The organism is Rouxiella silvae, from assembly GCF_002093625.1.
Lineage (GTDB): Bacteria > Pseudomonadota > Gammaproteobacteria > Enterobacterales > Enterobacteriaceae > Rouxiella > Rouxiella silvae.
This window is the reverse complement of sequence record NZ_MRWD01000001.1, coordinates 137,466-162,664: the sequence shown is the minus strand read 5'-3', so window position 1 is coordinate 162,664 and position 25,199 is coordinate 137,466. Positions and strand designations below refer to the sequence as shown.

General features: G+C 51.1%; 24 protein-coding genes. 13 read left to right on the top strand and 11 right to left on the bottom strand.

Annotated elements, in window-relative coordinates; all coding sequences use genetic code 11:
- Window positions 1-35 precede the first annotated feature (35 nt).
- From gsiB to gsiD, 3 genes are all read left to right on the top strand, one after another.
- Window positions 36-1,562 (top strand): glutathione ABC transporter substrate-binding protein GsiB, encoded by a 1,527-nt coding sequence (gene gsiB / locus BS639_RS00715; protein ID WP_407690293.1) that lies wholly within the window; start codon window positions 36-38, stop codon window positions 1,560-1,562.
- An 81-nt stretch (window positions 1,563-1,643) separates the two neighbouring features.
- The gene (gsiC, locus tag BS639_RS00710) at window positions 1,644-2,564 is read left to right on the top strand and encodes a glutathione ABC transporter permease GsiC (RefSeq protein ID WP_055777787.1); all 921 of its coding nucleotides are present in this window, start codon (window positions 1,644-1,646) and stop codon (window positions 2,562-2,564) included.
- 8 nt (window positions 2,565-2,572) lie between these two features.
- Window positions 2,573-3,493 (top strand): glutathione ABC transporter permease GsiD, encoded by a 921-nt coding sequence (gene gsiD / locus BS639_RS00705; protein WP_084981973.1) that lies wholly within the window; start codon window positions 2,573-2,575, stop codon window positions 3,491-3,493.
- A 70-nt stretch (window positions 3,494-3,563) separates the two neighbouring features.
- Here the strand turns inward: gsiD and fghA are convergent, their stop codons facing one another.
- Both fghA and ptrR read right to left on the bottom strand, forming a co-directional pair.
- Window positions 3,564-4,418 carry an S-formylglutathione hydrolase gene (gene fghA, locus BS639_RS00700; protein WP_055777792.1) on the bottom strand — a complete coding sequence of 285 codons (855 nt, stop codon included), beginning with the start codon at window positions 4,416-4,418 and terminating at the stop codon, window positions 3,564-3,566.
- Between the two features lie 11 nt (window positions 4,419-4,429).
- Window positions 4,430-5,311, bottom strand: a complete 882-nt coding sequence (gene ptrR, locus BS639_RS00695) for a putrescine utilization regulator PtrR (RefSeq protein ID WP_055777795.1) — start codon at window positions 5,309-5,311, stop codon at window positions 4,430-4,432.
- Between the two features lie 142 nt (window positions 5,312-5,453).
- Between ptrR and BS639_RS00690 the strand changes: the two genes are divergently transcribed.
- From BS639_RS00690 to mglC, 7 genes are all read left to right on the top strand, one after another.
- Window positions 5,454-6,578, top strand: coding sequence for a YbfB/YjiJ family MFS transporter (locus BS639_RS00690; RefSeq protein ID WP_055777797.1), 1,125 nt, complete (start codon window positions 5,454-5,456; stop codon window positions 6,576-6,578).
- Window positions 6,579-6,707: 129 nt separating this feature from the next.
- Entirely contained in the window at window positions 6,708-7,370 is a 663-nt protein-coding gene (folE, locus tag BS639_RS00685) for a GTP cyclohydrolase I FolE (RefSeq protein ID WP_055777800.1), read from the top strand.
- 103 nt (window positions 7,371-7,473) lie between these two features.
- Complete coding sequence (gene yeiB, locus BS639_RS00680) at window positions 7,474-8,616, top strand: DUF418 domain-containing protein YeiB (RefSeq protein ID WP_084981972.1); 1,143 nt, start codon at window positions 7,474-7,476, stop codon at window positions 8,614-8,616.
- A gap of 269 nt (window positions 8,617-8,885) precedes the next feature.
- Window positions 8,886-9,917, top strand: coding sequence for an HTH-type transcriptional regulator GalS (gene galS, locus BS639_RS00675; RefSeq protein ID WP_055777805.1), 1,032 nt, complete (start codon window positions 8,886-8,888; stop codon window positions 9,915-9,917).
- Window positions 9,918-10,182: 265 nt separating this feature from the next.
- Window positions 10,183-11,178: a galactose/glucose ABC transporter substrate-binding protein MglB gene (gene mglB, locus BS639_RS00670; protein ID WP_055777808.1), complete on the top strand. Its 996-nt coding sequence runs from the start codon at window positions 10,183-10,185 to the stop codon at window positions 11,176-11,178.
- A 296-nt stretch (window positions 11,179-11,474) separates the two neighbouring features.
- The gene (gene mglA, locus BS639_RS00665) at window positions 11,475-12,995 is read left to right on the top strand and encodes a galactose/methyl galactoside ABC transporter ATP-binding protein MglA (RefSeq protein WP_084981971.1); all 1,521 of its coding nucleotides are present in this window, start codon (window positions 11,475-11,477) and stop codon (window positions 12,993-12,995) included.
- Between the two features lie 18 nt (window positions 12,996-13,013).
- Window positions 13,014-14,024, top strand: a complete 1,011-nt coding sequence (gene mglC, locus BS639_RS00660; RefSeq protein ID WP_055777815.1) for a galactose/methyl galactoside ABC transporter permease MglC — start codon at window positions 13,014-13,016, stop codon at window positions 14,022-14,024.
- A gap of 83 nt (window positions 14,025-14,107) precedes the next feature.
- Here the strand turns inward: mglC and sanA are convergent, their stop codons facing one another.
- From sanA to cdd, 3 genes are all read right to left on the bottom strand, one after another.
- Complete coding sequence (gene sanA, locus BS639_RS00655; RefSeq protein ID WP_055777817.1) at window positions 14,108-14,959, bottom strand: outer membrane permeability protein SanA; 852 nt, start codon at window positions 14,957-14,959, stop codon at window positions 14,108-14,110.
- A gap of 201 nt (window positions 14,960-15,160) precedes the next feature.
- Window positions 15,161-16,858 (bottom strand): NAD-dependent malic enzyme, encoded by a 1,698-nt coding sequence (locus tag BS639_RS00650; protein ID WP_084981970.1) that lies wholly within the window; start codon window positions 16,856-16,858, stop codon window positions 15,161-15,163.
- Window positions 16,859-17,089: 231 nt separating this feature from the next.
- The gene (gene cdd / locus BS639_RS00645) at window positions 17,090-17,974 is read right to left on the bottom strand and encodes a cytidine deaminase (RefSeq protein ID WP_055777824.1); all 885 of its coding nucleotides are present in this window, start codon (window positions 17,972-17,974) and stop codon (window positions 17,090-17,092) included.
- A 230-nt stretch (window positions 17,975-18,204) separates the two neighbouring features.
- Here cdd and BS639_RS00640 point away from each other — a divergent pair, with 230 nt between their 5' ends.
- Both BS639_RS00640 and BS639_RS00635 read left to right on the top strand, forming a co-directional pair.
- Window positions 18,205-18,804: an NAD(P)H-dependent oxidoreductase gene (locus BS639_RS00640; RefSeq protein ID WP_084981969.1), complete on the top strand. Its 600-nt coding sequence runs from the start codon at window positions 18,205-18,207 to the stop codon at window positions 18,802-18,804.
- Window positions 18,801-19,400 carry a TetR/AcrR family transcriptional regulator gene (locus BS639_RS00635; RefSeq protein ID WP_084981968.1) on the top strand — a complete coding sequence of 200 codons (600 nt, stop codon included), beginning with the start codon at window positions 18,801-18,803 and terminating at the stop codon, window positions 19,398-19,400. Before BS639_RS00640 ends, BS639_RS00635 begins: the two co-directional genes overlap by 4 nt.
- 125 nt (window positions 19,401-19,525) lie before the next feature.
- Here BS639_RS00635 and artM read toward each other — a convergent pair whose 3' ends face one another.
- The 5 genes from artM to BS639_RS00610 all read right to left on the bottom strand — a co-directional run bounded on the left by artM (window position 19,526) and on the right by BS639_RS00610 (window position 23,153).
- Window positions 19,526-20,194: an arginine ABC transporter permease ArtM gene (artM, locus tag BS639_RS00630; RefSeq protein ID WP_084981967.1), complete on the bottom strand. Its 669-nt coding sequence runs from the start codon at window positions 20,192-20,194 to the stop codon at window positions 19,526-19,528.
- Window positions 20,194-20,910 (bottom strand): arginine ABC transporter permease ArtQ, encoded by a 717-nt coding sequence (artQ, locus tag BS639_RS00625; protein WP_055777843.1) that lies wholly within the window; start codon window positions 20,908-20,910, stop codon window positions 20,194-20,196. Before artQ ends, artM begins: the two co-directional genes overlap by 1 nt.
- An 11-nt stretch (window positions 20,911-20,921) precedes the next feature.
- A complete protein-coding gene (gene artJ, locus BS639_RS00620) occupies window positions 20,922-21,653 on the bottom strand; it encodes an arginine ABC transporter substrate-binding protein (protein ID WP_055777847.1) in 732 nt (243 codons plus the stop codon).
- A gap of 31 nt (window positions 21,654-21,684) precedes the next feature.
- A complete protein-coding gene (gene artP / locus BS639_RS00615) occupies window positions 21,685-22,413 on the bottom strand; it encodes an arginine ABC transporter ATP-binding protein ArtP (RefSeq protein WP_139804019.1) in 729 nt (242 codons plus the stop codon).
- A gap of 155 nt (window positions 22,414-22,568) precedes the next feature.
- Entirely contained in the window at window positions 22,569-23,153 is a 585-nt protein-coding gene (locus BS639_RS00610; RefSeq protein ID WP_055777853.1) for a lipoprotein, read from the bottom strand.
- Between the two features lie 143 nt (window positions 23,154-23,296).
- On the opposite strand from BS639_RS00610, the gene BS639_RS00605 reads away from it, so the two are divergent.
- Complete coding sequence (locus BS639_RS00605; protein WP_084981966.1) at window positions 23,297-24,148, top strand: N-acetylmuramoyl-L-alanine amidase; 852 nt, start codon at window positions 23,297-23,299, stop codon at window positions 24,146-24,148.
- Here BS639_RS00605 and BS639_RS00600 read toward each other — a convergent pair.
- The gene (locus BS639_RS00600; protein WP_055778259.1) at window positions 24,145-25,176 is read right to left on the bottom strand and encodes an NAD-dependent epimerase/dehydratase family protein; all 1,032 of its coding nucleotides are present in this window, start codon (window positions 25,174-25,176) and stop codon (window positions 24,145-24,147) included. The two genes, BS639_RS00605 and BS639_RS00600, sit on opposite strands and share 4 nt — an antisense overlap.
- Window positions 25,177-25,199 lie beyond the last annotated feature (23 nt).

Genomic DNA, 25,199 nt, shown 5'->3' with positions numbered 1-25,199 from the left:
TCTACGGATAAGGAATCAACAATATGAAGCAGAAAATGATGCGCAAAGCCGTGTTGGCGAGTTTGATGGTCAGCGCAATGGCTTCAGGCTCGGCCTGGGCAGCAAAAGACGTGGTGATTGCAGTGGGTTCAAACTTCACCTCGCTTGACCCGTACGACGCCAACGACACGCTTTCTCAGGCGGTGGCTAAGTCTTTCTATCAGGGCCTGTTCGGTTTTGACAAAGACATGAAGCTGGTTAACGTCTTGGCCGATAGCTACACGGTGAGCCAGGATGGGCTGACTTACACCCTCAAACTGCATCCGGGCGTCAAATTCCAGGACGGCACCGACTTTAATGCGGCGGCGGTGAAGGTAAACCTCGACCGCGCCAGCAATCCTGACAGCCATCTCAAGCGCTACAACCTGTTCAAGATGATTGCCAAAACCGAGGCAGTGGATGCCAATACAGTTAAAATTACCTTGAAAGCGCCTTTCTCGGCGTTTATCAATAACCTGGCACATCCTTCTGCGGTGATGATTTCTCCTGCCGCCTTGACGAAATACGGCAAAGATATCGGCTTCCATCCGGTCGGGACGGGGCCTTATACGCTGGACCAATGGAACCAGACCGATTTCGTGAAAGTGAAGAAGTTTGACGGTTACTGGAAAAAGGGTGAGCCGAAGCTGGATACTATCACCTGGCGTCCGGTGGTGGATAACAACACCCGCGCGGCGATGCTGCAAACCGGCGAAGCCGATTTAGCCTATCCTGTTCCTTATGAACAGGCATCGTTGCTTGAGAAAAACAGCAAGCTGAGCCTGGTTTCATCGCCTTCTATCTTGCAGCGTTACATCAGTTTCAACGTCACACAAAAGCCGTTTGATAACATCAAGGTACGTCAAGCAATCAACTACGCCATCAATAAGCAGGCGCTGATTAAAGTGGCCTTCGCCGGTTATGCTGTACCTGCCGAAGGGCCTTTACCGTCGAGCATTGAGTATTCCGTGAAGTACAAGCCTTGGCCTTATGACCCAGCAAAAGCACGTGAACTGCTGAAAGAGGCGGGGTATCCCAACGGCTTCACCACGACGCTGTGGTCTTCACACAACTCCAGCACCGCGCAAAAAGTGCTGCAGTTTGCTCAACAGCAGCTTGCGCAGGTGGGTATTAAAGTTACGGTGACTGCCTTTGATGCGGCGCAGCGTGCGGCTCAGGTGGAAAACGTTGGCCAAAAAGAGTCAGGTCTGCGCATGTTCTACACCGGCTGGTCGGCATCTACTGGCGAAGCTGACTGGGCATTAACGCCGCTGTTTGCCACCCAATCTGCACCGCCGAAGCAGTTCAATACGGCATTTTACAGCAATCCACAGGTTGATAAGGACCTGAGCGATGCGCTCAATACCACGGATAAAACGGCCAAGGCCAAGCTCTACAAAGATGCGCAGGATCACATCTGGGCCGATGCACCGTGGGCATTTTTGGCGACCGAGCGTCTGCTGTCGGCCAACAACAAACGTCTGACCGGTTTTTACGTGATGCCGGATACCTCATTCAACTTTGATAACGCTGACGTGAAATAGCCGTTGTAAAACGCCGTTGCCCCGCGGGTTACCGTGGGGCAAGAGAGGGATGAGAGTTTCAATGAATACACGTAATTTATTATGCTGAATTATTTTCTCAAGCGCCTGCTGGGACTGATCCCGACGTTGCTCATTGTTGCGGTGCTGGTGTTTCTGTTTGTTCACCTACTGCCGGGCGACCCTGCGCGCATGCTGGCCGGACAGGATGCCGACCAGAGCGTGGTGGAACTTGTACGTCAGGACTTGGGGCTGAACAAGCCGCTGTGGCAGCAGTTTTTGACTTTCTTCGGGCGCGCGTTGCAGGGTGATTTTGGTCATTCTATGGTGTCAAAGCGTCCAGTTATTGACGAAATCAGCGCGCGTTTCATGCCCACACTGTATTTAACGCTGGCCAGTATGCTGTGGTCGGTGATTTTTGGTCTGGTTATTGGCGTGGTTTCTGCTGTCTGGCGCAATCGCTGGCCGGACCGTCTTGGTATGGCGTTGGCGGTATCGGGGATCTCGTTTCCGGCGTTTGCGCTGGGCATGCTGTTGATGCAGGTGTTCTCGGTTAATCTGGGCTGGTTACCGACAATTGGTGCTGACGGCTGGCGCAACTATATTTTGCCTTCATTGACGCTGGGTGCGGCGGTGGCCTCTATTATGGCCCGCTTTACGCGCGCCTCGTTTGTTGAAGTGATGCAGGAAGACTACATGCGTACCGCACGGGCCAAAGGGGTTCCTGAGTTCGTGGTGGTGGTGAAGCATGGCCTGCGCAATGCCATGATCCCGGTCGTAACCATGATGGGGCTGCAGTTCGGCTTCCTGCTTGGGGGATCAATTGTCGTCGAAAAAGTCTTTAACTGGCCGGGTCTTGGCCGCCTGTTAATAGACTCCGTAGAGATGCGCGATTATCCGGTGATTCAGGCCGAAGTCCTGCTGTTTTCGCTGGAGTTTATCTTGATTAATCTGTTGGTGGACATGCTTTATGCGGTCATCAATCCTTCCATTCGATACAAGTGAGTAAGCGCATGAAAAACTGGCGACGCAAGGCCGCGCTGGCATCCATGCCGTTGATAACTCAGGAAAGCGTAACCCGTACGCCGGTTCGCACACCCCTGCGCGCCTTTTGGCGACGTTTTCGCAAGCAGCACGTGGCGCTGGCCGCCGGGGCGTTTGTTATTGTGCTGATTGCGGCGGCGGCGTTGGCCCCGTGGTTAGTGCCTTTTGATCCTGAGAACTATTTTGATTATGACCGTTTAAACGAAGGGCCTTCACTGGTGCACTGGCTCGGCGTTGATTCACTCGGGCGCGATATTTTTAGCCGTATATTAATGGGGGCAAGGATCTCGCTGGCGGCGGGGGTGTTATCGGTCATTCTTGGTGCCGCGATGGGGACGGTGCTTGGGCTAATGGCAGGTTATTATGAGGGCTGGTGGGACCGAATCACCATGCGAATATGTGATGTGTTGTTTGCTTTTCCGGGAATATTGCTGGCCATTGCCGTCGTGGCGGTGATGGGCAATGGCATGACTAACGTCATCGTCGCAGTGGCAATTTTCAGTATTCCTGCCTTTGCCCGCCTGGTGCGTGCCAACACCTTGGTGCTTAAACATCTGACCTATATCGAGTCGGCACGCAGCATTGGTGCGTCTGACCGGACGATTATTTTTCGGCATATTCTGCCCGGCACGCTGTCGTCGGTGGTGGTCTATTTCACCATGCGTATTGGCACGTCGATTATTACCGCCGCGAGCCTGTCATTTTTAGGCATGGGCGCTCAGCCGCCGACGCCGGAGTGGGGGGCAATGCTCAACGAAGCGCGCGCCGACATGGTGATGGCACCGCACGTGGCCATCTTCCCCAGTCTGGCAATATTTTTAACCGTGCTGGCGTTTAATCTTTTGGGCGATGGTCTGCGGGATGCACTGGATCCAAAACTAAAGAGTTAGTTTTGTTTGATTCACATAGCCGCTTCTCTGCTGATAAAGATCGAGAGAAGCGGCAAAAGATCACCCACCGTTAATTCAAATGCAGTTGCTCCGCATGAAATCTCAAGTGATCCTCAATAAAACTCGCAATGGTGAAATAGCTGTGGTCATAACCGGGTTGAACGCGTAGCTGCAACGGCCAGCCGCGCTGGCGGGCAAGTTCGGCCAGCTTAGCCGGTTGAAGCTGATCGGCCAGGAACTGATCGCTGTCGCCCTGATCGACCAAGATAGGGAAGGTCGCCTGATCCGCGGGTAACGCGCTGAGCAGGTGGCAGCTGTCGTATTGCAACCATTGGCTTTCGTCATCACCCAAATAGGCGGCGAACGCTTTACGTCCCCAAGGAACCTGGCAAGGATTGACGATCGGCGCAAAGGCCGAGGCGGAGCTGAAATGCTGCGGATTGCGCAGCGCCATCATTAGCGCACCGTGGCCGCCCATCGAGTGGCCCATAATCGACTGACGCGGGCCAATGTTGAAATGCTCCTGCACCAGCAAAGGCAATTCGTCGATGATGTAATCGTACATGCGATAGTGCGAAGCCCACGGGGCCTGAGTAGCATTGAGATAGAAACTGGCACCCTGACCTAAATCATAGCCTTCATCGTTGGCAACGCCTTCACCGCGAGGGCTGGTATCCGGTATCACCAAGACCAACCCTAACTCGGCAGCAATGCGCTGCGCCCCCGCTTTGGTAGTGAAGTTTTCATCGTTACAGGTCAGTCCCGACAGCCAATAAACCACCGGTGGCGGATTATCATCACGCGGCGGGGGCAAATAAATACTGAACGTGGTGCTACTTTGCAAACTGCTGGAGAAGTGACGGTAGCGCTGTTGCCAGCCGCCGAACATCCGATGTTCTTCCAGAAGTTCTATCGAAGTGCTCATCTGTTGCTCCTTTAATTTATTAAAGTCGGTGGGCTGTTTTGCGCCAAAATAAGCTCTTTTAATGCCCGCACGTTGGGTCCAAAGGCATCACGACGCCAGAAAAGCCAGGTCGTCGTATCGGCAAATTCGTCTTCTATTTCATTAACCTGTATACGTTCTGCGCCGGGTAGCTGAGCAAGCAGGCTGCGCGGCAGCATCGCAATACCCGCTCCGCTGGCTACGCAGGCCATCATGGAATGGTAGGACTGAATTTCCATGGTGTTATTGGCCTGCAAACCCGCATGCTTCATCCAATTTTCTAAACGTTGACGATAAGAGCAGCTGGGACGAAACGCAAACACTGTGTGCCCCGGTCTTCCCGGCAGGGTAATCAACGGCGCTTCACCCAGCGGAGAGATAATCACCATTCTTTCGTGAAACGCCACGCAGCCGGTCAGGTCATCAAACTCTATCGGACCGTCTGCCATGCCCGCAGCCAGCCTCCCTGCGCGCACGCTGGCGATAGTTTCACCGGAGGTCGCGGTAGTTAATGATAGGGCAACCTGCGGATAGCGCTGATGATAAGCGGCGAGCAGGCCGGGAAGGCGGGTTGCGGCCGAGCTTTCCATCGCACCAAGCGAAAATTGTCCTGCGGGTTCGCCGGTGTGGCTTAGCGCCAATGCCTCGTCGCTCAATGCCAGAATGCGCTGCGCATAGCTAAGAAAATTATGCCCCAGCGCCGACAAACGTAAACGCTGCTTTTCTCGGATAAACAGATCGGTGCCCAGCTCGACTTCAAGCTGACGCAGGCGGGTAGTGAGATTAGAGGGAACGCGGTGAAGCTGTTGAGCGGCACGCGCGACCGAACCGGTTTCGGCCACGCAGCAAAACATTTTAAGCTGGGTGAGATCCATTGGTTGTTCTCTTATCGTAATGAAGTTTGTTTGTATTATTCACTATTCGTGATTCTATCTTTGCGCCATGATGATTTAAAGCTTTTATTCAAAGCCGTGGTGCAGGGTTATCCTGCTTTATTGAGAATCGCGTGGGGTCGATATGGCATTTCGTGTAGCGCTGACGGGCTTTTTAGCCTTCGTGGTAGCACTGGGTATTGGGCGATTTGCATTTACCCCACAGCTTCCGCTAATGATTGCTGAACATCAGTTCACCTTGACCGGGGCGGGTGTAGTAGCCGCCTTCAACTATCTTGGCTATCTGTTTGGTGCCTTTGACGCCATGCGCGCCACGCGTCACGTTGAACGCCGCCTGTGGCTTGGGGTCTGGGGTGCCGTGGTTTTGACCCTGCTTTCGGCCGCGGTCACTGGAGAAGTGTGGCATTCGCTGATCAGATTTTTTATCGGCTGGACCAGCGCCTGGGCGATGGTGCTCATCTCCGCCTGGTGTAATGAACGCCTCGCACAGCTCGGCCGCCCAGCGATGAGCGCGGCAGTATTTGCCGGACCCGGCGCGGGGATTTTCCTGAGTGGGGTGCTGGCGGTGGGAGTCCACAGCACTGCGCTAAATGCGTCACAAGCCTGGCTGGTGTATGGCGGGCTGGCGTTGGTACTGGTGGCTCTTATCAGTCGTAATCTTCCGCGCAAAGGGGAGCTGCATCGCGCCAATATTGTTAGTGAACGATTGGTGATGTCGCCCGCGCTTAAGCGATTGGTGCTGAGCTACAGTTTAGCGGGATTTGGATACATTCTTCCTGCCACTTTTTTCTCGCAGATGGCCAACGCACGCTTTCCCGATAGCCTGTTTGCGCAGTTTGTGTGGCCGGTCTTTGGGGGAGCGTCAATGGTAGGAATTGTCATCGGCATCATGACGCGCCACTGTCTTAAAACCCACCAGCGGCTGGCGATTGTTCTTTTCCTTCAGGGATGCGGCGTACTTTGTGCTGAAGTGGTGCCGGGTGTTAATGGCCTGATTATTGGCGCGGTGCTGACCGGCGGCGGTTTTCTGTGTGTCGTGCAACTGACCCTGCATTACAGCCGTGAACTGGCACCCAATCACAGCCGCTATATGGCAGGATTATTGACCACTGGGTACGCAGTCGGCCAACTGCTGGGGCCGCTGCTTTCTTCGATTTCAACCGCGTTAACGCATCGCCTGGATCCGGCTCTGTATCTTGCCATGGTCGGATTCTTTATCGCGGGCGCATTAGTGATTAAGCGTGATTGATAACTTGCAGCTATTTCACCCATCATGAAGGACAATCACTGGATTCTCCGGGCGGAGTAAATTACAGTAAGCCACCTCATTTTGGTGTGATCTAAATCAAAGTGATATTAACTGCTGGAGAAGAAGCGAATGGCGACATTGAGTAAAGAAGCTGTACTGGTTCATGAGGCATTGTTGGCCCGTGGTCTTGAAACCCCGCTGCGGGACGAGCCGTCACTGGACGCTGCAACGCGTAAACAGCGGATTAAAGAGCATATGACCGGTATTATGCAGCTGCTCAATCTTGATCTTAACGATGACAGTCTGGCAGAAACGCCAACGCGCATTGCAAAAATGTATGTTGATGAAATTTTCTCCGGTCTCGATTACGCCAACTTCCCGAAAATCACCGTCATCACTAACAAGATGAAAGTAGACGAGATGATATCGGTGCGTGATATCACCCTGACCAGTACCTGTGAGCACCACTTTGTCACAATCGACGGCAAGGCGACGGTGGCCTACATCCCTAAAGATTCGGTCATTGGCCTGTCCAAAATCAACCGCATTGTGCAGTTCTTCTCGCAGCGTCCACAGGTGCAAGAGCGCCTGACACAGCAAATATTGATTGCGCTGCAAACGCTCTTAGGGACTAACAATGTCGCGGTTTCAATTGATGCCGTGCATTACTGTGTGAAAGCGCGCGGCATTCGCGATGCCACCAGCGCCACGACCACCACTTCGCTGGGCGGCCTGTTCAAAACCAGCCAAAATACCCGCCAGGAATTCTTGCGTACCATTCGTCATAACTGATTTACTCTGTAACAGGTTGATAAATCGGTATTTGAGTTCAGCACTTGCGGCACCCTATGGGTGCCGTTAGTCTATGGATCTTTCCCATAACAGGACGTCATTAATGCGCCCACGTATTGCCGCGCTGGACTTCGCCCGTGGTATTGCCATTTTCGGCATCCTTTTGCTCAATATCAGCGCTTTTGGCTTGCCTAAAGCTGCCTATCTCAATCCCGCCTATGCCGGACAACCCTCTGCCACCGATGCCTGGACCTGGGCAGTGCTGGACATCCTGGCGCAGGGCAAGTTTTTGATGATGTTCGCCATGTTGTTTGGTGCTGGCCTGCAAATGCTCTTGCCGCGCGGCAAAGCCTGGATCCAGTCACGACTCTCTCTGCTGCTGCTCTGCGGCCTTATTCATGCAGTATTTTTCTGGGACGGCGATATCTTGCTGGCCTACGGACTCATCGGCTTGGTGTTTTGGCGGCTGGTGCGTGAAGCCAAAAGTAATCAATCACTGTTCCGCACCGGCATGGTGTTGTATCTGATTGGCGTAGGCATCTTGATGATGCTTGGTCTCATTTCAACCGCTAAACCTGACAGCTTCTGGCAACCTGACTTTGCGGAACTGCAGTACGAGCAGTTTTGGCGACTAAAAGGTGGCGTCGAAGCCATCAACAATCGCTTGGATTTACTGTCGTCGAGCCTGATTTCCGTGGCCGTGCAGTATGGCTGGGAGCTAGGCGGGGCAATGCTGATGGGCGCGAGTCTGATGCGCAGCGGCTGGTTAAAAGGCCAGTTCAACGTACGCCATTATCTTGGCGTGGCCGCAGTGATGTTACCGCTTTCATGGATCATACAAATTCCTGCCGTGGTTATTGCCTGGCAGACCGGTTGGGACTATCGATGGAGCGGTTTTTATCTACAGGCACCGCGGGAAATTGGCGCGCTGATGCAGGCGGTGGGCTATCTGGCGTTGTGCTACGGATTATGGCCCCAGTTAGTTAAACAGCGCTGGGTTATCTGGATGTCTCAGGTTGGCCGCATGGCGTTAACCAACTACCTGCTGCAAACATTAGTTTGCACCTTTTTCTTCAATTCCCTCGGTTTTTATCAACATTTCAGTCGGTTACAGTTAGTAGCTCTGGTTCCTGCTGTGTGGGCTGTTAATCTTGCCATCACGCTTTTATGGTTGCGCCATTTCCGTCAGGGGCCGATGGAGTGGCTGTGGCGTAAATTGACCGCCAAAGCTGCCGGTGAGGCCTGAAATCTCATCCATTGATACGCTTTATGTAAATCTGCGATAAAAGTTGCAAAATTGTATGTAAACGTTTTCTGAGCTGTGACGAGATTCACGCTGGTTTCTCGTCAAAGCGTTTAGGATAGCGGTCGTGCAGAGTAAGCCGATCGTCAAACTAAAACAGGAAAACCGTATGCTCACTGTACTTCATCTTTCGTTAGACTTTATTTCATCTGCCCGGGGTTTATCTCTTTCTTACTGCCGTCGGCCTCTGTTAACGACCAGCGGGGCGGCCAATGGTTACCATTCGTGATGTCGCCAAGCTGGCCGGCGTGTCTGTCGCTACCGTTTCTCGAGTATTAAATAATCCGACCATTGCCAGCAAAGAGGCGCGTGAACACGTGCTTAACGCTGTGAAAACGTTAGGGTATCGGCCAAATGCCAATGCCCAGGCGTTGGCAACTCAAAGCAGTGACACCATTGGTGTGGTGGTGATGGACGTCTCGGATCCTTTCTTTGGCGCGCTGGTTAAAGCCGTAGACACCGTGGCGCAGCAGCACAACAAATATGTCTTGATTGGCAATAGCTATCACCAGGCTGAAAAAGAGCGTCATGCGATTGAGGTGTTGATTCGCCAACGCTGTAACGCCCTGATTGTTCATGCAAAAGCTTTGGGCGATGCCGAGCTGGCGCTGTTTATGGACCAGGTGCCGGGTATGGTGTTGGTCAATCGTGTCGTAACCGGTTACGAACATCGCTGCGTTTCGCTTAATAACATCGTTGGGGCCGAAGTGGCGACCAAGTTGTTGATTTCACAAGGGCACCAGCGTATCGGGTATATTGGCTCCAGCCACAAAATTGCTGATGAAGAGCAGCGTTTTCAGGGATATCTTTCCGCCATGCAGCAGTCACGTCATGGAGAAACACTGCCGCCAGAAAGTTGGCACGCCTCGGGTTCACCGGATTTACAGGGTGGGGAAGCCGCCATGGTCGAACTGCTGGGGCGCAATCTTAATCTCAGCGCGGTGTTTGCCTATAACGATTCAATGGCGGCGGGAGCGCTGGCCGTGTTGAAAGAAAACGGAATTCGCGTTCCAAATGACTTTTCGCTGATTGGTTTTGACGATATTCCGATTGCTCGCTATACCAGTCCGAAGTTAACCACCGTGCGTTATCCGATAATTTCGATGGCCACGCTGGCGACGGAATTAGCCTTGCAGGGGGCGGCAAATCAACTCACTCCGGGGGTTTCGCACTGCTTTATGCCGACGCTGGTTCGGCGTCATTCTGTTGCACCTTGGCAAAGTGTGGCACCGGTCACTCCCTGAGAATTTAATCTGATGTAACCGTTTCCAATCTGTGAGAACTTTCACAGATTATTAACATTGCACCTATTATGATTCATTCGTTTTCAGGATGATTCTGTCTGTATCATTTTCAAAGATACATCACAGCAATAAATAAACGAATTTGAAGTGATGGTTAGCAATTCCGGAAGATCTTCGTCAAGGATGGCAGGTATCCAGCAAATCTATTTATAAGATAAAAGCGGACGCCAAATTCTGTACCCCCCTACATAAACCGGAGATACAAATGAATAAGAAGGCTTTCACCCTGGCTACTCTGGCTGCCTGCATGATGTTTGGCGCTGCCGCTCATGCTGCTGATACCCGTATCGGCGTCACGATTTATAAATACGATGACAACTTTATGTCTGGTCTGCGCAAAGATCTTGAGAAAGATGCTAAAGCTGCACCCAATATTCAACTGCTGATGAATGACTCGCAGAACGACCAGTCTAAGCAGAATGACCAGGTTGACGTGTTGATTGCCAAAGGTGTGAAAGCGCTGGCTATTAACCTGGTTGACCCAGCTGCTGCGCCAGTGATTATTGAAAAAGCCCGCGGTGCTAATATTCCGGTGGTATTTTTCAACAAAGAACCTTCCCGCAAGGCTTTGGACAGCTACGATAAAGTGTATTACGTAGGCACCGACTCTAAAGAGTCTGGCGTTATTCAGGGCCAGTTGATCGCTAAACACTGGAAAGCCAACCCATCTTGGGACCTGAATAAAGACGGTGTCATTCAGTACGTCCTGCTTAAAGGCGAACCGGGTCATCCAGATGCTGAAGCGCGTACTACTTACGTTATCAAAACGTTAAATGAAGAAGGCATTAAAACCCAGCAGCTGCAGCTCGATACTGCCATGTGGGACACTGCTCAGGCAAAAGATAAAACTGACGCATGGTTCTCTGGACCTAATGCCAATAAAATTGAAGTGGTGATCGCCAACAACGACGCTATGGCAATGGGCGCGGTTGAAGCATTGAAAGCACACAGCAAAACCAGCATCCCAGTATTTGGTATTGATGCCCTGCCAGAGGCTCTGGCGTTGGTTAAATCAGGCGCAATGGCCGGTACAGTACTTAACGATGCTGAAAACCAGGCAAAAGCCACCTTCGACCTGGCCAAAAACTTGGCAGAAGGCAAACCTGCTGCCGACGGTACAAAATGGAAACTTGTCGACAAAGTGGTACGTGTTCCATACCAACCTGTTGATAAAGATAACTTATCTCAGTTCGTAAAATAAAAAAATCATTGTACTTGAGGCTGTAATGGCGCGTGTTGTCACAGCATCAATAACGTGAATTTTGAAGTGAGCCAGTAATATTGCAGCCAACACTTTTTTGACCTTGATGTTTTATAAGACGTTTGTTTAGAAAAATAAGTTAATGGGCTAAGAAGCTAAAAGCAGTGGCATGTTTTAAGCAAGTTTCTAAAGAAATTAGTCAAAATACTTTGCGTTATGTCGCTTAGGTCAGCCGGTCAGTTTTCTGACCGGCGATTTTAATCTTTAGCCGGATTTTCATTTAATTAGGTAGCGCTATGGCCGATCTTAATACGGAACAGCCCCGCGAGTGGCTGCTGGAAATGAGTGGCATTAATAAGTCATTTCCGGGCGTAAAGGCGTTAGACAATGTAAATTTAAAAGTTCGTCCACACTCTATTCATGCACTGATGGGTGAAAACGGCGCGGGTAAATCTACATTATTAAAATGCCTGTTTGGTATTTACAGTAAGGACTCAGGGACCATTCTTTTTGAGGGCAAGGAAGTTAATTTTAAAAGTTCGAAAGAGGCATTGGAGCAGGGCGTATCGATGGTTCACCAGGAGTTAAACCTGGTGTTACAACGTACTGTAATGGATAACATGTGGTTGGGACGTTATCCAACGAAAGGTTTTTTTGTCGATCAGGACAAAATGTATCAAGACACCAAAGCTATTTTTGATGAGCTTGATATCGATATCGATCCGCGTGAAAAAGTCGGTAAATTATCTGTTTCTCAAATGCAGATGATTGAAATTGCCAAGGCATTCTCTTATAACGCTAAAATTGTGATTATGGATGAACCTACTTCTTCTTTAACCGAGAAAGAAGTTAATCACCTGTTCACTATTATTCGTAAGTTGAAAGATCGCGGTTGCGGCATTGTCTATATTTCCCACAAGATGGAAGAGATTTTCCAGCTTTGTGACGAGATTACTATTTTACGAGACGGTCAGTGGATTGTTAGCCAGTCTCTTGAAGGGCTAGACATGGATAAAATTATATCCATGATGGTTGGTCGTTCTCTGAGCCAGCGTTTCCCTGACCGCTTGAACAAACCGGGTGAGGTTATTCTTGAGGTGCAGGGCCTGACGTCTTTGCGTCAGCCTTCTATTCGCGATATCTCTTTTGATTTGCACAAGGGTGAAATTCTCGGTATCGCCGGCCTGGTGGGCGCCAAGCGTACCGATATCGTTGAAACGCTATTTGGTATCCGTGAAAAACTTTCCGGCACCATCAAGCTGCACGGTAAAAAAATCAACAACCATAGCGCGAATGAGGCGATTAACCACGGCTTTGCCTTGGTGACAGAAGAGCGTCGTTCAACCGGTATTTATGCTTATCTAGATATCGGCTTTAACTCGCTTATCTCAAATATTCGCAGCTATAAAAATAAAATCGGCCTGCTTGATAATAACCGTATGAAGAGCGATACCCAGTGGGTAATTGACTCTATGCGTGTTAAAACGCCGGGGCACAGAACCAGCATTGGTTCGCTTTCCGGCGGTAACCAGCAAAAGGTAATTATCGGTCGGTGGTTATTGACTCAGCCTGAAATATTGATGTTGGATGAACCAACACGCGGTATTGACGTTGGGGCAAAGTTTGAAATCTATCAGTTAATGGCCGAACTGGCGAAGAAAGAGAAAGGTATTATTATCATCTCTTCTGAAATGCCAGAGTTATTGGGTATTACTGACAGGATACTGGTTATGAGCAATGGACAGGTTGCGGGTATTGTTGAAACAAAAAATACTTCGCAGAATGAAATTTTACGCCTTGCATCCTTGCACCTCTAATTTCTAAGGGTTCTTATTATGAATGCATTAAATAAGAAAAGCATGCTCACTTATCTTAAAGAGGGCGGGATTTATGTTGTACTGTTTGTGTTACTGGCAATTATTATTTTCCAGGATCCTACGTTCCTAAGTTTGATTAACTTGGGCAATATTCTTACGCAGTCTTCTGTGCGCGTCATTATCGCCCTTGGCGTGGCGGGACTCATTGTTACCCAAGGTACTGATTTGTCAGCTGGGCGTCAGGTTGGTTTAGCAGCCGTGGTCGCAGCAACGATGCTACAGGGTATGGATAACGTCAATAAGGTGTTTCCGCACCTTGAAGTAGTCCCTATTCCGCTGGTTATTTTGGCAGTTTGTCTGGTGGGTGCAATCATTGGTTTGGTGAACGGTATTATTATCGCCTATCTCAATGTGACGCCATTTATTACCACCTTGGGCACCATGATTATTGTTTACGGTATTAACTCACTGTATTACGACTACGTGGGCTCGTCGCCGATTGCCGGATTTGACTCTCATTTCTCGCATTTCGCGCAGGGCTTTATTAGCTTCGGTGGCCTGAAGCTGTCCTATATAACCTTCTACGCAATTATCGCCATTGGTTTTGTTTGGGTTCTGTGGAACAAAACGCGCTTTGGTAAAAACATTTTTGCCATCGGGGGCAATCCTGAAGCAGCACGTGTGTCAGGTGTTAACGTACCGTTGAACCTGATTATGATTTACGCCCTGTCTGGCGTTTTCTATGCCTTTGGCGGAATGCTCGAGGCGGGACGTATCGGCAGTGCGACAAACAACCTTGGATTTATGTATGAGCTTGACGCGATTGCGGCCTGCGTAGTCGGCGGCGTATCGTTTGCCGGCGGCGTTGGCTCGGTAGCGGGCGTTGTGACCGGTGTACTCATCTTTACCGTTATCAACTATGGCCTGACGTACATTGGTGTAAACCCGTACTGGCAGTACATTATCAAGGGCGGGATTATTATCTTCGCCGTGGCGCTCGACTCATTGAAATACGCCAAGAAAAAGTAACAGTAGCTTTCCCTAGAACGAAAGGTAAAACAGAAGCCTTTAACAGCAGAGCACAGGATTTGTGCTCTGCTTTTTTTCGCAGTCTATTTGACCATTTTTGGCGGAGTCACGTCTTTTATCGGGTTGTCTGGCTTGGCGCTGTCGTCAAGTTTTTCAAGCACATCAGGCTTGGGTATTGCCTCGGCGGTTTGTGCTTTTTTGGCAGCGGCTTTCTTTTCAGCTTTTAACGTATGCTGAAGGGCGACGACCTGTTCTGGCGTGACGGCGGGATAGCTCTGCGCATCGTCAGAAACGCGATGTACCGCAGGAATAGGGATCAGCGGGCCCAGGAAGCGAGGCTGGCGATTGAGAATATATAAGTCATTGAGTGCGCCGAGGCGAGCAAATATTTCACGCACGCGTACGGTGAGCATATCTTTTGGCGATGGAACCGCAAAACACTGTGCTTGAATGCCCATGTGAAGCGCAATAAACAGTGCACGCTCGCAGTGAAAGCGCTGAGTGATAATCAGAAAATCGTTGGTATCGAAAACTTTTCGCGTGCGTACAATCGAGTCCAGCGTGCGGAAACCGGCATAGTCGAGCACGATATCGCTAGAGGGGATGCCGGCGGCCATTAGATCGCGGCGCATGGTCATCGGTTCGTTGTAGCTTTGCAGCGCGTTATCACCGCTAAGCAGCAGATACTTCACCTTACCGCTGTTGTAGGCGTTTATCGCCCCTTGAATGCGGTAGAGATAATACTGATTGATAACGCCGGTGCGATAATACTTGGCGGTGCCCAGCACCACGCCAACCTGCCGATGCGGCAACTCCTGCACCTCATCGTAGATGTAATCTTGCGTTTTCCAGCTAATCCAGCGGTCAAGCCCAATAGCGATACCCAGCATTAATACAAAAATGCTGATAAAGCTCACTATTAGCCGCTTAATCATGATATTGCCTTTGAGTCGAAATAAAAATGCAGGAGGTTCAAGGCTACTTTACCTGCCGGACTGACGCAATAAGCGCAAGCTTAATCAGCGGCGCTTGCTCTCTTTTTAAGCGGATCCTGAGAGTTTGTTACTATAGTCCGGTGGGCTACAGCGGCAAACTCTCAGAATGTGTTTCTTAATTTTCCGGGCTTAACGAGCTGCTTAGAAAGAAGTGCGCTTATAGCTACGGTACTGCGGTGCCCAGAAGTTGTGCTCAATCGCCTTCGACAGGGCATCTTCGGTGGTGACCTGCGCAACGCCTTCAATCTGTGCCGCTTTACCGACTTCCATCGCGATGCACTTAGACACGCCTTGAATGTCGTTAACATCCGGCAGCAGTGAGCCATTGCCGTCGGTTGCCAGCGGAGAGCAGTCGGCGAGTGCACGGCTGGCTGCCATCAGCATGCCGTCGGTCACCTGTTTGGCGCCTGAGGCGATGACCGCCAAGCCAATTCCCGGGAAGATGTAGGAGTTGTTGCACTGGGCAATTGGGTACACCTTATCTTTATAGCTAACCGGAGCAAACGGGCTGCCGGTTGCCACCAGCGCAGCACCGTCGGTCCAGCTGATAATATCGGCTGGATGGGCCTCAACGCGTGACGTTGGGTTAGTTAATGGCATAACGATCGGACGTTCACAGTGCTTGTGCATCTCACGAATGATTTCTTCGGTAAACAGGCCTGGCTGGCCCGATACGCCGATAAGCACGGTAGGTTTAGCGTGACGCACGACTTCAAGCAGAGAAATGTTATCGCTGTCGACGTCCCAACTCTGCAAGGCCTCGCTTTTTTGCACCAGTTGGTTTTGGAAATCGAGCAAATTGGTCAGCTTGTCGGTCAACAGGCCAAATCGGTCAACCATAAAGATGTGCGCGCGCGCTTCTTCTTCACTCAGGCCTTCAGATTTCATCTGCGCAATAATTTGTTCGGCAATGCCGCAGCCCGCAGAACCTGCACCGAGGAAGGTGACAGTCTGATCACGCAGGCGGCTGCCCGCAGCGCGGCTAGCGGCAATCAGGCTGCCGACGGTAACTGAGGCGGTACCCTGAATATCGTCATTAAAGCAGCACAACTCTTCACGGTAGCGATTGAGCAGCGGCATGGCATTTTTCTGCGCAAAGTCTTCAAATTGCAACAGCACGTTAGGGAAACGCACTTTTACTGCTTCAATAAACTGGTCGACAAAGGCGTAATACTCATCGCCGGTAATACGCGGATGACGCCAACCCATGTACAGCGGGTCATTGAGCAACTGCGGATTGTTGGTACCTGCGTCCAGCACCACGGGAAGGGTATAAGCCGGGCTGATTCCACCACAGGCGGTGTACAGCGACAGCTTGCCGATAGGAATGCCCATCCCGCCGATGCCTTGGTCGCCGAGGCCAAGAATGCGTTCGCCGTCAGTAACGACAATCACTTTAACATGCTGCTTGGTGGCGTTCTGCAGCATGTCGTCAATGTGTTCACGATTTGGATAAGAGATGAACAGGCCGCGAGCGCGACGGTAAATCTCGGAGAAATGCTCGCAGGCTTCACCCACGGTTGGGGTGTAGATAACCGGCATCATTTCACTCAAATGCTCGTCGATAAGACGATAAAACAGGGTTTCGTTGGTGTCCTGAATATTGCGCAGATAAATATGTTTATCGATGTCGGTTTTGAAGTCTTGGAACTGACGGTAGGCGCGAGCGGCCTGTTCTTCAATGCTTTCAACCGTTTCTGGCAACAGGCCGTGCAGGTTGAAGTTGGCGCGTTCTTCCTGGCTAAAGGCGCTGCCTTTGTTTAACAACGGGAATTCAAGCAGGATCGGGCCTGCGTGCGGAATATAAAGCGGACGTTTACTTTCGTATTCAAGTTCCATTGATTTACTCTTTAGGTCTCGGAAAAGGCAGGAAAGGCAAATGAATATAGCGCGTTTGTCACATCGATTTTTAATGACTTGTGTGACCCAAAGACTTTAGCAGAGGTGAAAGGCGCAACTCAATTTTTTCACGATGAATGGGGGTCTATGTTGATTAAATGTTGATGAAGAGAATAAAAGAGAGGGCCATTCGACGATGGCCCTTTTTTATAATGCGACGTGTCGTGCGGCTTAGAGCTGGATATGCACTAACGAGTGGCAATCCAGTGCGGCAAGGGTGGCGCGAGTAGCATCAAACTGGCTGACCAGTGGATGGGGACGTTCAATCAGCACGGCACGGCGGATTTTAAGGCAGTCTTCACCCGCAAGATTTAACACCACTAAAGCAGCCTGCAACGGAGGCAAACTCGGGTTAAAGGCAGCATTTTCCGCATAGCGACCGGTGAACACTTTTCCGCTGGCGCTTTCGAGGGCAATGCCGCTGTGAGACTGGCTGTAGGGGGCGTGACTTTGGTTGCAGGCATCCAGAGCCTGTAGCGCCAACGCGTCTTGACTCTCAATGTGATAGCCGTGATCGACTTTGTCCATCAACAGAGTTTCGATTTCGAGGTCGCGCGGACCAAAGGAGTAAGGGAGGTAGTCACCTAGGCTGGCGACGGCTCTCTCTGGTAGGTGGATCGCCAGCTCGGTGCCGCTGTTGAGCTCGTTCATAAACTGTCGGCAGTGGCCGCAGGGCGTGTAATTGACGGTAATCGATGCCAGCCTCGGCTCACCACGCATCCAGGCGTGCGTGACGGCAGACTGCTCGGCGTGCACCGTTTGCTGCATTGATGCGCCGCTAAACTCCATGTTTGCGCCAAAATAAAGGTTACCACTGACGCCGCGCGCAACGGCGCCAACGTGAAAGTGTGAAATTGGCGTTAAAGAACAGGCGGCGGCTAAAGGCAGAAGGGCAAAGGCCAGTGCGGCATCGTCCAGACGGGTTGTAGACTTGAGTTGGCCAACCTGTTCTGCCGTGAACATGGCGGGGAAGTCATCATGGCTGAGTATCGGCTCTAGGGCAGATTGCAGTGAAGCGGGCAGGCCGGCGAAAGCGTCGATGAAACGGGTATGCATGGAGACATCCTTGGTAACATTTTGGCAGACCATTCTAAGGGGGTTTTACGCAATTTAGTGTGATGTTTATCACTTAATTTATGAAATCAATGCAATAAGCGTTGGGGAACTGTGATTAGGCCGGATGGTTGTTCGACTTAGCTGAGTAGAGTGCACGATAAATGTATGCTTGATAAGCTACTAATAGTAAGTTACCTTTAGTAAGTTAATTATAAATGAGGTACGCTTTTATGCATGCACTTATCACTTATACTCATCCTGACTCAAAATCTCACACTCATGCTGTTGCTGCAGAGGTAGCAAAAGGTATTGAGTCAGCCGGTCATGCCCATACCTACGAATACGCCGACCTGGCAGCGGAGGGGTTTGATCCACGTTTCAACGCCACTGACTTTAATCAGTTTAAAGGTCTGTCAACATTGCCCGATGACGTCATGGCCGAACAGGCTCGTCTCGATCGGGCCGATGCCCTTGTGCTTGTCTATCCAATATACTGGTGGTCCTTCCCGGCTCAGTTGAAGGGCTGGATAGATCGCGTTTTTACTCAAGGGTGGGCCTATGACGACGCTGATGGCAAATTGGTGAAGCACCTTGGAAATCTACCTGTCCATCTCATTGCGCTTGGCGGGGCCGACCAGCGTACCTATGTTCGTCACGGTTATTTTGGCAGCATGAAGACGCAGATCGACCATGGTATTTTTGGTTATTGCGGCGCGCCGGTAATAACCAGCGAACTGCTGCTGCCTTCCGACGCTGATTATCCCTATTCACATTACCGCGCGGCAAACCGAGTGGGTCAGCAGCTTTTTGCCGAGAAGGCAATGGCATGATCTCTCACACCCATGATGCTCCAAAACGTCGTTTATCACGTGAGGCGAGGCGCAGTCAGTTGCTGGAAACCGCGTGGCGGATTGTTCGGCTCGAAGGCAGTGATGCACTTACGCTTGCGCGGGTTGGCGAAGAAGCGGGTGTCAGCAAACCTGTCGTTTATGACCATTTCACTACGCGTCACGGATTATTGGCGGCTTTGTATGAAGATTTTGATATTCGGCAAAACGCGATTATTACTGTGGCTATGGATGCAGCTGAAAACAGTGTTAATGCCAAAGCCGCGGTTATTGCTGCCTGCTATGTCGACTGCGTCATGACACAGGGGCGTGAAATACCCGACGTTTTGTCTGCTCTGGGCGGTTCACCAGAGTTGGCTGAAGTGAAAAGAAATTATCAAATTGATTTTATTGAAAAAATTCAGAAATGGTTTGCCTCTTTTGTGAATGAAAAGGGCATATTTTTACCGAGTTTATGGGCGATGCTTGGCGCTGCTGATTCAATTTCAAATGCGGTTGTTTCAGGTGACATCACTCGTGAGCAGGGGGTATTGGAACTCAAAGCGATAATTGCGGGGATAGTTGCACGCAATCAGTAAATCAAAGCAGTCACCTCGCGGCTCACCGGTCGCGTAGCTAGGTGCATCAATGATAGAAGGCGGCATTTCTGCCGCCTTCTATCATCAATAACTCACTTAATAGGGTTTTCTATCACCGTGGGTGCCTAGTTCCGACGTTCAAACGCCAGTGCGCGTCGCTCGATCAGGCGCATCATTAGTGTTAGCAGGCCGTTGACACACAGATAAACCACCCCAGCAGCGCCAAATACCATCACGTCGTAAGTACGACCATACATCAACTGGCTGTGTCCCATAACATCCATCAGGGTGATGGTGTACGCCAGTGAAGTGCTTTTAAATACCAGCACCACTTCGTTGGAATAAGACGACAGCGCACGTTTAAACGCAAAGGGCAGCAGGATCCGCAGAGATTGTTTTTTCGACATGCCCAGTGATTCACATGATTCCCACTGGCCCCGAGGAATAGCTCTGACCGCGCCGGTAAACAGTTGGGTGGTGTACGCGGCACTGTTCAGTGCGAGGGCAAACATTGCACACAACCACGGCTGTGAAAGCATTTCCCACAGCCAAGGGATCTCGCGAATCGAAGGGAATTGCCCCGGACCGTAGTAAAGTAGAAAGATTTGTACCAGCAGTGGCGTACCGGTAAACAGCGTGATGTAGCCGCGAACCACTGCGTTGAGCACGGGTACTTTCAGCGTCAGTATCACGGTAAATAACACCGACAGCAGCAGTGCAACAATCAGCGCACCCACGGTTAGCGTCAGACTGGTGTGCAGGCCTTTTAAAACTTCAGGCAAATATTCCCACATCAGGAAGCGCTCCGTTCAAAGCGGGTGGTGCGGAGTTCGATGCGTTTTATGACGAACTGGCTAAACAGGGTGACGACCAGATAAATGCCTGCCGCAGTCATATACCAAGTGAATGGCTCCTGAGTGCGGGTGGCAATGCTCTTGGTTTGCAGCATCAGGTCGTTAACGCTGATAAGTGACACCAGCGCGGTGTCTTTTAACAATACCAGCCATTGGTTGCCCAAGCCCGGAAGGGCATGACGCCACATCTGCGGCATAATCAGTCGGAAGAAAATCGCGACTTTTCGCATGCCCAGTGCCTGACCCGACTCCCATTGACCGTGGGGTACGGCCTTGAGTGCACCGCGCAGCGTCTGCGAGGCGTAGGCCGAATACAGCAGTGACAGTGCTATTACGCCACAGACAAACGGGCTGATTTCGAAATTATCAATCGGCAACTTAACCGGGATCTGGAAAAAACCGAGGTTAATACTAAATCCGTCGGACAGGGTTAATAGCAGTTGCGACGAACCGAAATAGATAAACAGCACCACCAGAATTTCAGGCAGTCCGCGCAAAATCGTCACCCAGGCTGTTCCCAGCCAGCTGAGCGGTTTCCAGGGAGAAGACTCCCATACCGCAAACAGCATCGCCAAAAACAGGCCGAGTATCAGAGCACAGATGGCAAGGCCGACGGTCATGCCGGCGGCGCTTAGCAGAGGTTGAAGTTCAATCATCGATAGTCAGATTACTGCTGGAACCATTTGGTATACAGCGTTTTGTAAGTTCCATCCTGCCTGACTTTCGCCAGCGCATCGTTCATTTTACCCAACAGCTCGGTATTATTCTGACGAACGGCGATGCCCAGACCGGAGCCGAAGTAGCTTTGATCGGTAATTTTATCGCCGACAGTGCCCAAGCTTGGATTTTGTTTTAGAAACTCCTGAACCACGGCGGTATCGCCGAATACGGCGTCAAGGCGGCCGTTTTTCAGATCCAACACCGCATTTTGATAGCTGTCGTAAGGAACAGCAGTGATTTCAGCGTGCTTGTCCATCAGGTATTTCTGGTGGGTGGTGCCGTTCTGAATGCCGACGCGCTTACCTTTGAGTGACGCGAGATCGGTGAATTTACCTTTCTGCGCAAAGAAGATAGCGGAGTTATCGTAGTAAGCATTGGTGAAGGAAACCTGCTTCAAACGCTCGGCAGTAATGTCCATGCCTGAGATAACGGCGTCAATGCGACGGAATTTAAGGCTTGGGATCAGGCTGTCGAAAGACTGGTTGGTGAAGGTACAGGTTGCCTGCATCTCTTTACACATTGCGTTGGCCAAGTCGATATCGAAGCCCTGGATTTTGTTGTCTGCACCTACAAATTCAAACGGTGCATAACCTGCTTCGGTTGCGAAACGAATGGTTTCTGCCGCGCTGGCGGACAAGCTGACACCGGCCAAAATAGCCGCAACTAAAAACTTTTTCATTTGAAACTCCATGATAGAGATTAAAGGCCAATCAATGTGATAAATAGCTGGCAAACTCACGGGTTTGCGGCTGCGCGAAACAGTTGGCATCACCTTGCTCAACGATGCGGCCATTTTCCATGTAGACCACGCGGGTCGCCGTTTTACGTGCCACTTCAACTTCGTGGGTGACGATAACCTGGGTAATCCCAGTATCGGCAAGCTCACGAATAATGCTGACGATTTGAGCGGTGATTTCCGGGTCAAGCGCCGCAGTGGGTTCGTCAAACAGCAGAACCTGAGGCTCCATCATCAGCGCACGAGCAATGGCCACGCGCTGTTGCTGTCCACCGGAAAGATGCAGCGGAAAACGTTTGGCAAAGTCAGTCAGACGCAGGCGGGTCAGCAATTTTTCAGCGCGCGCCATGGCGGCCTCTTTGCTTAAACCCAACACGCGGCAGGGTGCCTCGAGCAGGTTGTCGAGTACAGTACGATGCGGCCAAAGGTTGTACTGTTGGAATACCATGCCGACGTTTTGACGCAGCTCGCGGACAGCCTTTTCATCCGGCTTCTTTTGGAAGTCGAATTGATTACCAGCGATGTGCAAAGTGCCAGAACGCGGCATTTCCAACAGGTTCAACACCCGCAGAAGCGAACTTTTACCTGCACCGCTCGGTCCGAGCAGCACCAGTGTTTCACCCGCCTGACAGTCAAGCTGGATGTCAAAGAGTGCCTGATGGGCACCGTAGAAGCAGTTAATACTGTTTAGTTGAATACTCATGCGCAAATACTGAATAGCCATTAATGCCGCAGAGGGTAACCCCTGTAGCATAGTTATGCAACAATGACGGGTTAAAATTTATTTGTGTGCGGCCTGATCCCTAAACTTAGCATAAGATAGCGTTAATGAGGTGTTGCAGGTCTACACGTTTTCGCTCATTTTTCGCGATTTTTTTCTAACACCTGACGCAAACTGCCGCTGGAGGCAAAGTCGAGGTTCGCCATGTAGCGCACGTCGTCTATCGCCCAGCAGTGGCCCTGTCGCGTCATTAATACTTCATCTTTCCACGTGGCCTGCTGGCCTTTATTGCTGTCGTTAACCATGCTCACCCGCAGCGGAATGTTCCGCGCATCGGTATTCGGAATAGTGGATGCACTCGCGACCTTTACCGAGGTGGGGCCTTGGAACAGGCTTGAGAAAACGTCGCCGGTAGTTTGACCCGATTTCTCATTTGGCGTGGCAGCCACGTCAATTTTAGGTTCATGCTGTGCGTTAAGCAGCGCCTGATACAAATCGTTGCTCAGATAGGGGCGATATTCCGACAACTGGCTGGTGGTAGGGAATCCGCTCTGGTGTTTGCTGATGCGGTAATCGTAGAACTGCTGCGCAACGGCATCGGGACCTCCATCGATGCAGGGGGCGTTTCTGCTACCAATATCCTGATAGGCGGGCGTTACCTGGGTACAGCCGCCGAGAGCCAGTAACAGCGGTAAAATGGGGGTTATCAGTCTCTTTTTCATTGTAATCCTTGACGTATGCATAAAGGTTTTCCAGCAAACATTCCATTTACAGTCATCATAAGTATAAATCCGATTTCTAATGTTGCATGACCGGTTACACTTCTAAAGATGAAATACGTGCTCACTCAGGGAAGGGCAATAACATGATTTTTCTACAACGTTGTCAGGCTACGTTGATTCTGGCAGGGCTATTGATGCTGGTGGGTTGCCAAACATCACTACCTAAGGCGGGTCAGCATAATTATGTGCTTGAAACGACTCGGCAGGCGCAGGGGGCCGATCAGCGCATACGTTTTTTGGTGATTCACTATACCGCCGAAGATTTCCACAGCGCCCTGAATACACTGACTGATGAGCACGTGAGTGCCCATTATCTGATTCCGGCGCGGCCTCCGCACGTTAACGGTCAGCCTGTTGCCTGGCAGTTGGTTCCCGAATCCATGAGGGCCTGGCATGCAGGTGCCAGCGGATGGCGGGGCAGAACCAATCTTAACGACACGTCCATCGGGATAGAACTGGAAAATAAAGGCTATTCACAACGGCTGTTGGCGCAGCGATTTTATCCTTTTCCGCCCGAGCAAATCGCGTTGCTGACGTCGCTCAGTAAAGACATTGTAAAACGCTATCAGTTAGCACCGCAGAACGTTGTCGCGCACAGCGATATTGCCCCTCAGCGCAAGGAAGATCCGGGGCCGCTGTTTCCCTGGCAGGCGTTGGCAGAGAACGGCGTAGGTGCCTGGCCGCAGGCGTGGCGAGTGAAAGCTTTTTTACACGGGCGTGACCCGCATCAGCCGGTCGAAAGTGCTTTATTGCTCAGTAAGTTGGCGCGATACGGATATCCGGTGAGTGCGGATATGACGCCACGTCAGCAGCGTCGCGTGATCAGGGCATTTCAAATGCACTTCAGGCAGAGTGATTATCAGGGAAATGCAGATGCCGAGAGCGAAGCCATCGTCGATGCGTTATTACAACAGTATCCGTCGTCAGCTGATTAGTTAGGATGGCCGACAATGCCTTGCTGCTGTTGCAGTTTTCCATGGTCTTTTAGCCAAACGGCGGTGCGACGGATGCCTTCGTCGAGTGAGACGATGGGACGGTAGCCCAGCTCTGTTTCGGCACGCTGCGTATCAAGGGTGACGTCAAAATTAAGCTTGGCTACGCTGTAGTGAGTCAGCATCGGCTCGCGGTGCTGCTTGCGGCCCAATTTTTCCATGCCGCGCGCCATCATATCCAGCAGCGGATAAGGCACGGATCGGATGCGATACTTAACGTCCAGACCGTCCATCAGCTGTGCAATCAGCGATTTCAGCGGGCGTGGCTGCATATTCGTGATGTTATAGGCTCTGCCAGACTCGTGACTCTGACTCTCAGTTGCCAGCCACATGGCATGGGCAACGTTTTCAACGAAGGTCATATCAACCAGTGCATCACCACCCCGCGGCAGCATTAGCGTGCCGTACTTAATCATCTGCAATAGTCTTGGCAACAGCACGTTGTCGTGTGGTCCAAAAATCCCCTGCGGGCGTAAAATAGTAAAATGCGTTTGCGGATTAGAGAGGGCAAGAGTTGTGATGACCTGCTCGGCGGCGGCTTTGCTGCGGGCAAACTGGTTGGCAAAGCGCGCAGGACGAAACTCTTCTTTAATATTACGATGATGGTGGAAGTCGAAATAAATCGCCGGAGAAGATAGGTGGATAAAGTTCTCTACGCCGTAGGCGGCGGCCCATTCGCCGAGGCGACGCGTGGCGCGTACGTTGGCGAGTTGAAAATCCTGCTCACTGCCCCAGGGTGCACTTAGCCCAGAGCAGTGCCAAAGGGTATCAACGTCGGCCAGCAGCACTTTCGCCTGGGCGGAAACCAGATTGGTCAGATCGGCATGAATAAATTCCGCCCCCAGTTTTTCCAGCAGAGGGCCCATTGCCGCATTGCGACCCGTCGCCCTGACTTTTATGCCTTTTTTACACAGATATTCCACTGCGTTGCGGCCTGGACCACTGGTTGCGCCGGTAACCAATACCTTCATATGCATCCGAATTCCGTAAAAAT